Annotated in this window: 13 protein-coding genes; 4 read left to right on the top strand and 9 right to left on the bottom strand. The window is 72.4% G+C overall.

Annotated features, from left to right (window positions below):
* Nucleotides 1–15: 15 nt before the first annotated feature.
* From DVK07_RS11245 to DVK07_RS11235, 3 genes are read right to left on the bottom strand one after another with little or no spacing between them, the layout of a single operon-like run.
* Entirely contained in the window at nucleotides 16–1167 is a 1152-nt protein-coding gene (locus tag DVK07_RS11245; protein ID WP_121597152.1) for an ABC transporter ATP-binding protein, read from the bottom strand.
* Nucleotides 1157–2956, bottom strand: a complete 1800-nt coding sequence (locus DVK07_RS11240; RefSeq protein ID WP_121597151.1) for an iron ABC transporter permease — start codon at nucleotides 2954–2956, stop codon at nucleotides 1157–1159. The genes DVK07_RS11245 and DVK07_RS11240 overlap by 11 nt, the downstream gene beginning before the upstream one ends.
* A 28-nt stretch (nucleotides 2957–2984) precedes the next feature.
* Nucleotides 2985–4238, bottom strand: a complete 1254-nt coding sequence (locus DVK07_RS11235) for a thiamine ABC transporter substrate binding subunit (protein ID WP_121597150.1) — start codon at nucleotides 4236–4238, stop codon at nucleotides 2985–2987.
* 84 nt (nucleotides 4239–4322) lie between these two features.
* Here DVK07_RS11235 and DVK07_RS11230 point away from each other — a divergent pair, with 84 nt between their 5' ends.
* From DVK07_RS11230 to hisB, 3 genes are all read left to right on the top strand, one after another.
* Nucleotides 4323–5162, top strand: a complete 840-nt coding sequence (locus DVK07_RS11230) for a hypothetical protein (RefSeq protein WP_121597149.1) — start codon at nucleotides 4323–4325, stop codon at nucleotides 5160–5162.
* A gap of 551 nt (nucleotides 5163–5713) precedes the next feature.
* Entirely contained in the window at nucleotides 5714–6454 is a 741-nt protein-coding gene (hisA, locus tag DVK07_RS11220) for a 1-(5-phosphoribosyl)-5-[(5-phosphoribosylamino)methylideneamino]imidazole-4-carboxamide isomerase (protein WP_121597147.1), read from the top strand.
* A 589-nt stretch (nucleotides 6455–7043) separates the two neighbouring features.
* A complete protein-coding gene (gene hisB / locus DVK07_RS11215; RefSeq protein WP_121597146.1) occupies nucleotides 7044–7640 on the top strand; it encodes an imidazoleglycerol-phosphate dehydratase HisB in 597 nt (198 codons plus the stop codon).
* 35 nt (nucleotides 7641–7675) lie between these two features.
* On the opposite strand, the gene DVK07_RS11210 is transcribed toward hisB, so the two are convergent.
* Nucleotides 7676–7897, bottom strand: a complete 222-nt coding sequence (locus DVK07_RS11210; RefSeq protein WP_121597145.1) for a hypothetical protein — start codon at nucleotides 7895–7897, stop codon at nucleotides 7676–7678.
* A gap of 104 nt (nucleotides 7898–8001) precedes the next feature.
* Here DVK07_RS11210 and DVK07_RS11205 point away from each other — a divergent pair, with 104 nt between their 5' ends.
* Complete coding sequence (locus tag DVK07_RS11205; RefSeq protein ID WP_121597144.1) at nucleotides 8002–8898, top strand: YkgJ family cysteine cluster protein; 897 nt, start codon at nucleotides 8002–8004, stop codon at nucleotides 8896–8898.
* A gap of 58 nt (nucleotides 8899–8956) precedes the next feature.
* Here DVK07_RS11205 and DVK07_RS11200 read toward each other — a convergent pair whose 3' ends face one another.
* The 5 genes from DVK07_RS11200 to serB all read right to left on the bottom strand — a co-directional run bounded on the left by DVK07_RS11200 (nucleotide 8957) and on the right by serB (nucleotide 12786).
* Complete coding sequence (locus tag DVK07_RS11200) at nucleotides 8957–9271, bottom strand: hypothetical protein (RefSeq protein WP_121597143.1); 315 nt, start codon at nucleotides 9269–9271, stop codon at nucleotides 8957–8959.
* Nucleotides 9268–9915, bottom strand: a complete 648-nt coding sequence (locus tag DVK07_RS11195; protein WP_121597142.1) for an N-acetyltransferase — start codon at nucleotides 9913–9915, stop codon at nucleotides 9268–9270. The genes DVK07_RS11200 and DVK07_RS11195 overlap by 4 nt, the downstream gene beginning before the upstream one ends.
* 71 nt (nucleotides 9916–9986) lie before the next feature.
* A complete protein-coding gene (locus tag DVK07_RS11190) occupies nucleotides 9987–11207 on the bottom strand; it encodes a Brp/Blh family beta-carotene 15,15'-dioxygenase (RefSeq protein WP_121597141.1) in 1221 nt (406 codons plus the stop codon).
* Nucleotides 11200–12030, bottom strand: a complete 831-nt coding sequence (locus DVK07_RS11185; protein ID WP_121597140.1) for a lycopene cyclase domain-containing protein — start codon at nucleotides 12028–12030, stop codon at nucleotides 11200–11202. The genes DVK07_RS11190 and DVK07_RS11185 overlap by 8 nt, the downstream gene beginning before the upstream one ends.
* 105 nt (nucleotides 12031–12135) lie before the next feature.
* Nucleotides 12136–12786, bottom strand: a complete 651-nt coding sequence (gene serB, locus DVK07_RS11180) for a phosphoserine phosphatase SerB (protein WP_121597139.1) — start codon at nucleotides 12784–12786, stop codon at nucleotides 12136–12138.
* Nucleotides 12787–12788: the final 2 nt, after the last annotated feature.

The raw sequence follows: 12788 nt of genomic DNA, 5'->3' as shown, positions 1-12788 counted from the left end.
CTTAACGCGACCCGTTCACCGCGATTCGACCTCGATCACGTGCGCGTCTTCGGGGTCGAACCCGACCGCGACCGCGCCGTCGATCGGGTCGACGACGCGGACTACGAGCTCGCGGTCGCCCCAGTCGAGCGTGACGCGCGTCGTCTCGCCGAGGAACTCCGCGCTGGCGACGGTCGCTCGGAGGGCGTTCTCGCCCGCGGGGGACGCGGCGTCTCCGGGATTCCCGTCCGCGCCCGCGACGCGGAGGTTCTCCGGACGGACGCAGAAGGCGATCCGGTCGCCGACCGACGCGGCTGTGCCGGGGTCGGCGTCGGTTCGCACGCGGAGGGTCTCGTCGCCGCCGTCGACGTCGACCGCGAGTTCGTTCTCCGCGGGCGCGTCGACGACGCTGCCCGCGAACACGTTGTTGTCGCCGACGAACTCCGCGACGAACCGGGTCGCGGGCTCGCGGTAGACCGTTCTGGGGGGAGCCACCTGCTCGGGCGTCCCGTCGTTCATCACCGCGACGCGGTCCGAGACGGCCAGCGCCTCCTCCTGGTCGTGGGTGACGTATATCGTGGTGATACCCAGTTCGGACTGAATCCGCTTCACCTGCGCGCGCAGTCGCTCGCGCAGGCGGGCGTCGAGCGCGCTCATCGGCTCGTCGAGGAGGAGCACGTCGGGCCCGGGCGCGAGCGCCCGCGCCATCGCGATCCGCTGCTGTTGCCCGCCCGAGAGGCTCTCCGGGTCGCGGTCGGCGGCGTCCGGCAGGTCGACGAGTTCGAGCAGCTCCGCGACGCGCTCGTCGCGCGTCGTCCCTTCGGGCGGGTCGGCGAAGTTCAGCCCGTACGCGACGTTCTCGCCGACGGTCATGTGCGGGAACAGCGCGTAGCTCTGGAACACGACGCCCACGTCGCGGGCCTCGGGCGGGACGCCGGCCATCGACTCGCCGGCGAACCGGACCGTCCCCGAGGTCGGCTCCTCGAACCCCGCGATCAGCCGGAGAGTGGTCGTCTTCCCGCAGCCGGAAGGGCCGACGAGCGTGAAGAACTCCCCCTCGCGCACCCGGAGGGTCACGTCGTCGACGGCGGCCGTCTCGCCGTAACGCTTCGTCACGCCGTCGAGCTCGACGGCGACGGGGGCGTCAGTCTCGTCGCCTCTACCCCCCGTGCCGCGCTCAGAGCCCACGGTGTTCACCCCCGAGCCGCTCGATGACGACGAAGCTGAGGCCGGTGACGACCAGCAGGACGACGCCCATGGCGGTCGCCGGTCCGAGCCGCCGCCCGATGAAGCGTTCGATCGCGACGGGCATCGTGTACGCGTGGGCGCCGGTCGCCAGCACGACGGTCGACGTGAACTCGCCGATCGAGATGGCGAACGCGAACGCCGCGCCCGCGACGACCGCGGGCCAGACGAGGGGCAGCTCCACGTCGCGGATCACTCTCGCCCGCGACGCGCCGAGCGCCCGCGCCGACTCGACGAGCGACCGGTCTAACCCGGCGAGCCCGGGCGAGACGGTGCGCACGACGAACGGGTAGCCCGAGACCGCGTGCGCGACGACGATCGCGACCGCGCCGCTCGCGGCGATCCGCCACCCCGCGATCTCGACGCCGAAGACGAGCCCCCGGAGGAGCCCGAGCCCGACGATGATCCCGGACACCGCCAGCGGCGCCATCGCGGCCGCGTCGACCAGCGTCCGCCCGCGGTACCGCCGCGTGGTCAGCACCGCGACGACGACGCCCATCGGGAGCGCGAGCAGCGTCGCCCCCGTCGCGAAGACGAGCGAGTTCCGGATGGCGGGCCACGGCCGCACCTGAAACGCCGCGCCCGTCTGCTGGCGCTCGACGAGGAACCGGTAGTGGTCGAGGGTGAGCGCGCCGTCGCCGCCCGTGACGCTCGCGAGGACCATCGACGCGATCGGCGCGAGGAAGACGACTCCGGCGACGACCGCGTAGGCCCCGAGTCCGGCCCGCGGCAGCAGCTCGCGGAGGGTCGGCGCGGGCGGGAACAGCGGTCGCCGCGGCAGCGGCCGCGCGCCGCGGGTGTTCGTCGAGCTTCGGGCCTCGTACCGGAGGTACGCCAGCAGGACCCCGAGCGAGATCACGAGCTCGACGATCGCTAACGCCGCGGCCTCGGCGTAGCTCAGGTCGCGCACTAAGCGGTAGACGAACACCTCGACGGTCGCCAGCTGGAACCCGCCGAGCGCGAGGACGATGGGGAACGTGCCGAAGGTGAACACGAAGGTGAGCGCCGCGCCCGTCAGCACGGCGGGGTACACCTGCGGCGCGACCACGTCGACGAACGCCCGGACCGGGCCGGCCCCGAGGCTCCGCGCGGTCTCGACCGCGCTCGCGTCCACCGACTCCCACGCCGCGGTCGTCACGCGCGCGACGAGCGGCGCGTTGTAGAACGCGTGGGCGATCACCACCGCTTCGAGAGTGAAAAGCAGGTCGACCGGTGGGAGTCCGACGGCCGTCAGCGCGGCGTTCAGCGTCCCGTTTTCCCCGAACGTGGCGACGAACCCGACCGCGACCATGATCGACGGGAGGACGAACGGGACGATGGTCAGCGAGCGCAGCGTCCGTCGGCCGGGGAACTCGAAGCGCGCGAGCAGGTAGGCGGCCGGGAGCCCCAAGGCGACGCTCGCGAGCGTCGAGAGGACGGCTTGGTAGGCGGTGAAGCCGACGATCCCGAGCCGGCGGTCCGGCGAGAGCAGCGAGCGCGCGACCGCGGTCGGCGACTCGCCGGACAGCAGCCGCGCGAGCTCCCCGAAGTAGAACGGGTCGGTGAGAACGTCGGCGAAGGTTGCGAGGGTGACGGCGCCGTCGACGACGACCGCCTCGATCAGGACGGTCGCGGTCGGGTAGTAGAAGGCGACGACGAGCGCGGCGCTGGTGAGGACCGCGAGCGCGGTCAGCGCGTGCGACTCGACGCCCTCGCGGAGGCGGGTCAACCGCTGGGTATCGGTTCCCGTCACGCGCTCGGTCCCTCGTCGGCCACGGGGCTTAGTTCCCGGCGAACTGCCGCTCCCAGGCCTCCACCCACGCGTCGACCGAGCCCTGGAGCTCGTCGTAGGTGAACGTCACCGGATCGGCCGGTTCCTGCGCCAGCTCGGCGTAGTCGCTCGGGAGCTCTGCGCCGTCGGTCGCCGGGAACGCGACGTTGCGCTGCGCGATCTCGCCTTGGACCGCCGGCTCGAGCATGAACGACATGAACCGCCGCGCGAGGTCCGGCTCGTCGGCGTCGGCGAAGACGGCCATCCCCTCGGGGTTCGCGTACGCCTGGTCGTTCAGGAAGCGGATCTGGTGTTTGTCGAGGTCCTGCCCCTCCATGTCCGCGAACACCTGATCGGTGGAGTAGGAGACGACCATCGGCGCCTCCCCCTCGCTCCACGCCGCGTACGCGTCGTCCCAGCTCCCCAGCACGCGCACGTCGTTCTCTTCGAGGTCCGTCCAGTAGTCGAGGTAGTCGTAGTCGGGGTCGCCGTCCGCGCCCGCGATCGCCTCTCCGTCGCCGTCGCTCGCGACGCCGCCGTCGCCGAATCGGTTGACCGTGTGGAGCAGGAACGCGCGCCCGGTCGAGGAGGCGCCGGGGTTCTGCGCGATGAGCGCGCCCGCGTGCTCGTCGTCGAGCAGCCCGTCGAACGTCCCGGGCGCCTCCGTCGCGGTCCCGTCGTACACGAGGCTCACGTAGCCGGTGTCGAACGGGACGGCCCGGTCGAACGGGTCGAACCGGAGCCCCTCCTTCACCGCGTCGCGCCCCTCGACCTCGCCCGCCTCGGCGAAGAGGTCCCCGTCCAGCTCCTCGTCGACGCGCACGAGGTCCTCCGTCGTGAGGCCGACGTAGAGGTCGGCGTCGATCCCCGCGCCCGACGCCGCGCGCTCGACGTAGTAGTTCACCTCGTTGTCCGGGGTCGCCCACTCCAGCTCGGCGTCGACCCGGCTCTCGAACTCCTCTTTGAGCCACTCGCCCGGGCTCACCGAGGGGGCGTCGATGAAGCTCGTGTACGTGGCGACCGTCAGCGTCGGGGTCTCGTCGCCGCCGTCTCCCTCCCCGTCGCCGTCGTCGGTGTCGGTTCCGTCGCCCGTCCCGTCCCCGTCGCTCCCGGAGCCGTCGCCGCCGTCGCCCTCGTCGCCGGTCCGTTCGGCGCTACAGCCGGCGAGCGCGACGGCTCCCGCCGTCCCGGCCGCCGTCAGGAACCGTCGTCGGGTGCGTGACCGGGAGCGTCGCCGCCGCGTCTCGCTCTCGTCGATAGTCATCACTCGGTTGTTGTACTCGGTGGTTACATAAGCGATCCGTGTCGGCAGCGACACCGATTTCCCGGTCGAGCTCGTCGAATTCGTATGGAAGAGGCACCGACGAACGGTTCCGCGGAGGCTCCGGCGCGGTCCGAGGCGACCACCCGGCGGCGGCTGCTCGCCGGCGGGGCGGCGGTCGGGGTCGCCGGCCTCGCGGGCTGTCTCGGCGGGCGCGACGGGCCGGTGCCGGCCCCCGAGGTGACCAGCGACCGGATCGAGGACTGGCGGCAGACCGACGAGTCGGAGAGCACGGCCTTCGAGCAGTCGTACGGTCCCGTCACCGTTCGGGCGCTCGAACGCACGCGGATCTTCGAGTACGCGCCCGTCGCGGACGCGCTCGCCGAGACGGTCGACGCGTCGGGGTCGCCGGTCGTCTTCTTCGCGACGCGGATCGACCTCCGGCCCGCGATCGACCAGCTCCCGGCCGGGGTCGGCCGCGATCGGGTGATGAGTCGGGTGGAGACGGCCGCGGTCGACGCGTTCCGCGCGCAGCTCCGGACCGCCGGCATCGAGAACGTCGAGGTCGCCGAGGAGATGACCACCACCGTGCGCTCCGGCGGCACCGCGACCGCGTGGCGGCTGACGGGCGAGTACGCGCTCGACGGCGGAATCCCGCTTCCGACCGGGTCGACCGCGGAGATAGACCGCCCCCTCGAGATCGAGGCCCGGCTCGGCGTCTGGCACGACGGGACCGACGTCATCGTCGCCGGCGGCGCCTACCCGACCGAGCCGCTCCTCGAGGTCTTCGACGACGCGCTCCCCGACTCGGTCGACGCGGAGAGCGCGGTGACGCAGCTCGCCGACGCCGAGACCGCCGAGGCGCTCGCGACCGACCCCGCGGCCTTCGACGAGGACGTCTCGCAGCTGCTCATCTCGGTGGCGTGAGGGGGCTACGGATTCCGAATTTCCAGCCCCGTTGAAACGCTGTTGTTTATAAATGGAGACGCGGTGGCGCGTGCCTCCGAGCGCCCGGAGGGCGCGAGGAGCACGCGCGAGGGAGTCAGTCGCCGGAGCGAAGCGGAGGCGACTGACGAGGCTGGGGAGGTGTGAGGCTGCTGTGCGGTTGCGGGCGGGACTCAAAGGGGCAGTCGCGAGGACGCCGTAGGCGACGTAAGCACCACAGCGAAGGAGCGGTAGCGACTGAGCGAGGAGCGCAGCGAGCGTACGGCGTCCTCGCGACTGGGGCTTTGGCGGTGTTCGCGGTTGTTCTCCGGTCAATCACGGATCGCCGAGCGACTGGGGCTTTGGCGGTGTTCGCGGTTGTTCTCCGGTCAATCACGGATCGCCGAGCGACTGGGGCTTTGGCGGTGTTCGCCAGCGATCCTGTCTCAGCTATTTATAAACGAGCGACTGCGTCCTCGGAGACGTCCGCCGCGTAACCCCCCGTTTCGTGTCGAACCGACCCGTTTAATCGGCATCCCCGACTCTCGTGCCGTATGAGCGACTTCCCGGAGTTCGAGGTGATCCCCGCCGTCGACGTGCAGGACGGCGAGGTCGTCCAGTTGGTCGGCGGCGAGCGCGGGACGGGCAAGCGCTACGGCGACCCCGTCGCGGCCGCCGAGCGGTGGATCGAGGCGGGCGCCGGCACGCTCCACCTCGTCGACCTCGACGGCGCGTTCGAGGGCGAGCGCGTCAACGCGGCGGCGATCGAGGCGGTCGTCGAGAGCGTCCCCGACGAGACCGGGCTCCAACTCGGCGGCGGCATCCGGACCGCGGGAGGCGCGCGCGACCTCCTCGATCTCGGGCTCGACCGCGTCATCCTCGGCACCGCGGCGGTCGAGACGCCGGAGATCGTCGCCGAGATCGACGAGACGCACCCGGGCAGCGTCGTCGTCAGCCTCGACGCGAAGGACGGCGAGGTCGTGGTGTCGGGCTGGACCGAGGGGACGGGGCTGGACCCGGCCGAGGCCGCGGCGCGCTACGAGGAGTTAGGCGCCGGCGCGATCCTCTTCACGAACGTCGACGTGGAAGGGCAGTTAGAGGGGATCGACCGCGAGGCGGTCGAGAGCGTCGTCGAGGCCGTGGACATTCCCGTGATCGCCTCCGGCGGCGTGGCGAGCGTCGAGGATGTCGTCAACTTAAAAAAGGCCGGCGCGGCCGCCGTCGTCGTCGGCACCGCGCTGTACGAGGGCGAGTTCACGCTGCGAGAGGCGCAGGACGCGGCCGACGAGATTTAAATAGTGAAATCTTGGCATGCCGCAGTTCATTTATAAGTAGATCTCGCCGGATCGGCGGTGAACACTTGCTTGGCCCCAGCCGCTTGCTTATAAATAACTACCTGTAGCTTGCCGGCGAACACCTCCAAAGCCCCAGCCGGGAGGGCGGCGCACGCTCACTGCGGTCCTCACTCGGTCACTCACTACGTTCGTTCCCTCGTTGCGGTCCTTACGTCGCCTGCGCCGCCCTCCCGGCTGCCCCTTTGAGTCCCACCCCGCCCAGCACCGCACCGCCGGAAGACGGTCCTGCTCGCTCGCTTCGCTCGCTGCGCGGGCTGCGACTTCCGTGCTCCCGCTCGCTCCCTCCGGTCGCTCTCGGGACCGCAGCCTCACGCCTCCCCAGCCTCGCCGCTCACGCCCTTCGGGCGTTCGCGGCGTCCCTCGCGCGTGCGACTCGCGGCCGCCGAGGGCGGCCGCTCGCAGGCACGCGCCACCGCACCGCCCATTTATAAACTAGCTCTCAACGATTCCACCACGTCCGCTCCTCTATCGCGAACTCAAACCCCGCCCCACCCGCAACCGACTTACGAATCCCCCGCGACGGGCCGATATGAGCGACCACGACCGGACCGCGGCCGTCACCCGCGAGACGAGCGAGACGACGATCGAACTCACCCTCGCGCTCGACGGTGACGGGAAAAGCGAGGTCTCGACGGGGATCGGCTTCTACGACCACATGCTCGAATCGTTCGCCAAGCACGGCCTCTTCGACCTGACGGTCCGGTGTGACGGCGACCTCGACATCGACGACCACCACACGGTCGAGGACGTGGCGATCTGTCTCGGCGAGGCGTTCGACGAGGCGCTCGGCGACAAGCGGGGAATTCGGCGCTACGCCGACCGCCGCGTCCCCCTCGACGAGGCGGTCGCGAGCGTCGTCGTCGACGTGGCGGGGCGCCCCTACTACGAGTTCGAGGGCTCGTTCTCCCAGGAGTCGGTCGGGGAGTTCACGAGCGTCATGGCCGATCACTTCGCGCTCTCGTTAGCCCACAACGCCGGGCTGACGCTCCACGCGACGGTCGAGCGCGGGGACAACGCCCACCACGAGGTCGAGGCGCTGTTCAAGGCCCTGGCCCGCGCGCTCGACGACGCCACCCGACTCGACGAGCGCCGCAGCGACACGCCCAGCACGAAGGGAGAGCTCTGAGGCGACGGCCGCGCCCGCGGCGCGCGCTCTCCCCGTCACTCGGGCGCGGCGAACTCGTTGTACTCCCCGAGGTGGTAGACGAGCTCGCCCTCGTCTTCCAGCTCGTGGAGGAGGTCGAACACCTCGCTGTATCCGTGATCGCGGTCGTACTCGACCGCGAGCCGCTGGACGACAATCCCGGGCGTCACCGCCGCCGACTCGTGTTCCTCGACGATCCGGACCGCGAGCCGCCTGAGTTCCTCCGTCTCCGGGTCCATCTCGTGACGCCGTTCGGCCGCCTCCGGCAAAACGGTCCGGGCCCGCTCGCACCCCTCGGGCTCCGCCGATCGCTTATCACACTGCGAACCGTTCTCACGGACGCATGGAACTCGACTGCGAGGGCTGCGCCGGCTGCTGCGTCGACTGGCGCCCGCTCGACCCGGCCGCGGCGGGCTCGGACCGCACCGGCCCGCGCCCCCCGCTCGACGACGCCTACGACCTCGTCCCGCTCACCCGCGACGAGGTCGCCCGGTTCGTCGACGACGGCCTCGGCGACGCCCTGACCCCCCGCCTCTTCGAGCCCGCCGAGCGCGACGACGGCGTCCGGATCGACGGGGTCGACCTCGCCGCCGTCGACGACCGACCCGTCTTCGTCGTCGGCCTCCGGAAACTCCCTAAACCCGTCGCGCCGATCGGGACCGACGAGCCGCGCTGGCTCGACGCGTGCGCCTTCCTCGACCCGACGACGCTCCAGTGCCGGATCCACGACGCCGACCGCTACCCGCGCACCTGTTCGACCTACCCCGGTCACAACCTCGACCTCGGCGCCGAGACGGAGTGCGAGCGCGTCGAGGCCGCCGGCGGCGGCGACCGCCTCCTCGACGACGACCCGCCGGAGGACCTCCCGGCGCCCGCGTTCGGCCCGCAGGCGCTCGGTGCGACGGTGTTCGCCTACCCCGATCCCGACGCGCTCGACGGGGTCGTCGCGCGCCTCCGCGACGGCGAGGCGACCGCCGACGACCGCGCCCGCTTCGCCGGCGCCGCGGTCGGCTCCCGGCCCGGGTCGCTGTCCGTGACCCGCGAGCGCATGGCCGAGGCCCGGGAGCGCGCCCGCGAGGCCGACTCGTGGGTCGGCCGAGCGATCGAGGCGTGGACCGAACGCGCCGGCGGGGACGGAGAGCGCGTCGGACTCGACGCCGACGCCCGCGACCGACTCGTCCGCGAGACGGAGGACGACGCGGGCGCGCCCGGCACGCCGGGCTGGAACTCGGAAGTCTAACGCCGGCCACATGCGAAGCCGAGGCGACCGGCGACCGCTCGCTCCTCTCCCGCTCCCCTCAGCCGCCCCGCTTCCGGTACCAGACGCGCTCGCCGACCGGCGACTCCCCCTCCTCGATCGACAGCCGGCTCACGAACAGGTCTCGCACGGCGAAGGTGATTGTTAGTTCGACGAGTTCGGCGTCGGGCTCGTCCGCTCCGCGCTCGCCCGCCCCGCGCTCGCCCGCCCCGCGATCGTCTCCGTCCCCCGACGCGACCGGCCGCACCGTCACGACGCAGTGGCCGTCGCGCTCGCCGATCGACTCGACGACGCCTTCGGACCACCGGTCGACGTGATGCGACGGCTCCCTCGCGTGGACGCGGTCGTGGTTCACGACCGGAGCGTCCCCGCGCCGCCCTCGTCGTCCCCGACCCGCCGCACCGCGAGCGCGCCCTCGCAGACGCACTCCCCCTCGCACTTCGGGCACTCCGCCGCGGACCGCTCGATCGGGTCGCGGTGGACCGTCTCGTAGCCGTGCGCGTCGAACAGCCTCTCCGGCGAGTCGTCGCCGCCGTGGTACCACGAGTCCGCGAGGAACAGGTCGACGCCGCGCGCCGCGCCGACCGCGTGGAGGCGTTCGAGCAGCCGGCTCCCGATCCCCCGGCCGGTCGCGCCGTCGCGAACGTACCCCATCTCTAGGTGGCCGTACAGCTCCGCGTCGGGGAGCAGGGCGGGGTCGTCGAAGAAGTACATCTCGTCGGCGACGGCGGTCGGGTCGTCGAGTTCGCGGAGCGCCATCACGCCGAGGATCGCGTCGTCGCGGTCGCGCTCGCCCCGGGTCGCTTCCGCATCCCCGGCGTCCGAACCGTCCCCGCTCCCGTCGGCGCCGCCCTCGACCGCGACCAGCACGTGGTACGTCGGGTCGTCGAGGCCGAGGTCGACGCCGTAGGAGCTCCCCTCGCTGAAGTGCGAGGTGATGAGTTCCTCCAGCGGCTCGTCGTCGCCCGGCCGCGGGTCGCGGATCGCGATCTCGTCCATCTGTCGGAGCGACGCGTCCCCCGGCTAAGAGCCGTGCGGTGTCGGAAGCGGGGCGGCTCCCGCGTCCCCGGTCAGCTCCCGGCACCCGGCCGCCAGACGCCCTGCCGCCGGTCGAGCCACGCGACCACGACGACGTGGGGAAGCGTCATGGCGGCGATGGCGACCAGCGACACGGCGAGCAGATCGCCGGGCGCCGCCACCCCCGCGGGCACCGAGAGCCCGACCGCGCCCACCACGAGAAATCCGCCGAGCGTGAGCGGCGCGGCGTCGCGGCCGAAGCGGGCGAGCGCCCCGACGGCGTCGCCGGCGGACGCCGCGCTCGCGGCCTCGGGGTCGACGAGGACGAGCCGCCCGACGTGTCGGAGCGCGTGCCACAGCGCGAAGTACACCCCGATCGCGAACACGGGCGCGGCGAGCAGGAACCACGCCCACAGCACCGCCAGTTCGCCGACGTCGCGCCGCCAGCCGCCCGGGTCTCGCCGCTGGCCGTCCGGGTCACGCCGCCGGCCGCCCGGGTCTCGCCGCCGGCCGTCCGCGTCGCGCCCGGCCCGGACCCGGCGGTAACCGAGGCCGACCGACGCCAGCGTCGCGGCCGCCATCCCGACGCCGACCCCGATCCGGACCGCGGGCGCGAACAGGGGGTCGACCGCGGTCGCGGCCGCGCCCGCGTCGACGAGGAACAGCCCGACGATCCACTCGGCCACCAGCCGGTACTCCTCGGGGTGCGCGAGGAGGGGGACGCCCATCGGAAGCCCGCCGCGGACGACGAGCGCCAGCCACCGCTCCGCCGACGTGGGGAGGTGGTCGACGCCGGCGATCGCGAGCGTCGCCACGTCGCCCTGGCCCCAGTGGAGCCAGGTGAGCGCGATGAACCCGACGAACGCGGCGACGGGCGCGGCGAAGAACGCGGCGACGACCGCGGCGCCGAGGACCGCGTAGACGACCGAGACGACCGCGATCGACCGCCGGAGCGACACGCCCGGCGCGCCCCGGAGGGGAACGAGGTGGTCGACCGCGCCGTGGGCCATCCCGACGGCGAGCGTGCCGAGCGCGAACGTCACGACGCCGACTTCGACCGGGAACAGAGGGGTCACGGCGCCGATCGGCAACAGGGCGGCCAACGCCAGCGCGGGGCGTCGCGCGAACCAGCGGTCGACCCGGTCGGTCGCGGCGTCGGTTCCGGTCCCGCTCCCGGGCCCCTCCGCCGGAGGCGTCACCCCGCCGTTGCGCTCTCGGGCCTCGCCGGAGCCGGGCTCCGCCGGGCTCGCCGACGTCGAGGACGCCTCAGTCATCGACCACGTCGGGGTCGGGATCGGCCGGCGGCTCGGGGCCGGGCACGTCGCGTTCGGTCTCGCCCGCCGAGGTCGTCCCCGCGAGCGCGCCTCGACGGTCGTTCCAGTCGAGCACCCACTCGAAGAGGACGAGGCCGTTGACCGTCATCACGCCCGCGGCGGCGAAGAACAGCATCTCCTCGACCGGAAGCCCGAGGACCGCGACCCCGGTCGTCAGCTCGGGCGAGAGGTACCACGTCCCCATTCCGATCGCGATCCGGTCCGCGATCCAGAAGTACGCCGCCGGGAGGAGCGTCGCGGCGATCCACGTCCGCGGCGTCCGGACGAGGTAGCCGCCGCCGACCGCCCACTGGAGAGCGAGGACGGGGCCGACCCACGCGATCAGGCCGCCGAGGTACAGGAACGAGGGGTCGAGCAGGACGAGGCCCAGCCCGATCGGCACCATCGCGAGCCCGACCGCGACGCCCGCGAACCGCGGCGCACGGTCGAAGTCGCCCTCGCGGAACGTCGGGTCGAACCCGATCAGGTGGAGCGCGAACGCGGTGACGACGGTCTGGATGGTGAAGAAGAGGTACTCGCCGAGCGGGATCGACAGCGCCCGGACGAGCACCGCGCCGTCGGCGTAGCCCCAGGCGCCCCGGCGGATCATGTAGCTGATCCACGGCGTGGTGTAGAGGTACGCGATCGCGACGAGGATCGCGATGCCGACGGTCGCGCGCCGCTGGCGCGTCGGCGCGTACCGCGGGGCGACGTACCACAGAAGCGCCAGAACGGGGAGACTGAAGACGAGATGAAACTGGAGATACGTCAGCGTCGGCAGCATCGGACCACCCCAACGAGGACGCTCATGTATCACGTTACCTCCCGTTTCTCTTTAACCCTTCAGCCGAACGTCGTCAGGTATCGCCGGACCGAACGCGTTCGGGCGTCACTCGTCCGCCGCGAGCACGCCGTGCGACTCCAACACCTTTCCGAGCCGGTACATGGAGGCGACGACCGAGTCGCAGACGGGGCGCACCGCGGACTTGGGGACGAAGCCAACCGCGAGCCCCGCGACCTCCAGCATCGGGAGGTCGTTCGCGCCGTCGCCGACCGCCACCGTCTCCGCCATCGGCACGCCCGCCTCGGCCGCGAGGTCGGCGAGCGCGTCGTCCTTCGTCCCCTCGATGAGCGGTCCCTCGGCCTCGCCGGTGAGCGCGCCGTCCGCGTCGGTCGGCAACCGGTTGGCGACTATCGTGTCGACCGAGACGCCCTCGCGGGCGAGCGCCGCCTCGACGCCGCGCTCGAACCCGCCAGTGAGCACGGCGACGTGGTGCCCCTCGTCGCGTAAGCGCTCGATGAGGCGCGCCGCGCCGGGTCGGATCCGGACCGCGTCGAACGCGTCCTCGACCTCTGTCGCCCCGAGGCCCTCCAGAAGCGCCGCGCGCTGATAGAGGCTCTCGGCGTAGCTGAGCTCGTCGTTCATCGCCCGCTCGGTGATCTCGGCGACCTCGTCGGCGACGCCGGCCCGCTCGGCGAGTAAGACCGTCATCTCGGAGTCGGAGAGCGTCCCGTCGAAGTCGAACGCGATGAGGCTCATGG

The organism is Halorubrum sp. Atlit-26R, from assembly GCF_003666015.1.
Taxonomy (GTDB): domain Archaea; phylum Halobacteriota; class Halobacteria; order Halobacteriales; family Haloferacaceae; genus Halorubrum.
This window is presented reverse-complemented; position numbering and strand designations above follow the sequence as displayed.

Coding starts and splice junctions, on each gene's coding strand:
- DVK07_RS11235 (WP_121597150.1), bottom strand. CDS start 4,238: ATGACTATCGACGAGAGCGAGACGCGGCGGCGACGCTCCCGGTCACGC.
- DVK07_RS11230 (WP_121597149.1), top strand. CDS start 4,323: ATGGAAGAGGCACCGACGAACGGTTCCGCGGAGGCTCCGGCGCGGTCC.
- hisA (WP_121597147.1), top strand. CDS start 5,714: ATGAGCGACTTCCCGGAGTTCGAGGTGATCCCCGCCGTCGACGTGCAG.
- hisB (WP_121597146.1), top strand. CDS start 7,044: ATGAGCGACCACGACCGGACCGCGGCCGTCACCCGCGAGACGAGCGAG.
- DVK07_RS11210 (WP_121597145.1), bottom strand. CDS start 7,897: ATGGACCCGGAGACGGAGGAACTCAGGCGGCTCGCGGTCCGGATCGTC.
- DVK07_RS11205 (WP_121597144.1), top strand. CDS start 8,002: ATGGAACTCGACTGCGAGGGCTGCGCCGGCTGCTGCGTCGACTGGCGC.
- DVK07_RS11195 (WP_121597142.1), bottom strand. CDS start 9,915: ATGGACGAGATCGCGATCCGCGACCCGCGGCCGGGCGACGACGAGCCG.
- DVK07_RS11190 (WP_121597141.1), bottom strand. CDS start 11,207: ATGACTGAGGCGTCCTCGACGTCGGCGAGCCCGGCGGAGCCCGGCTCC.
- DVK07_RS11185 (WP_121597140.1), bottom strand. CDS start 12,030: ATGCTGCCGACGCTGACGTATCTCCAGTTTCATCTCGTCTTCAGTCTC.
- serB (WP_121597139.1), bottom strand. CDS start 12,786: ATGAGCCTCATCGCGTTCGACTTCGACGGGACGCTCTCCGACTCCGAG.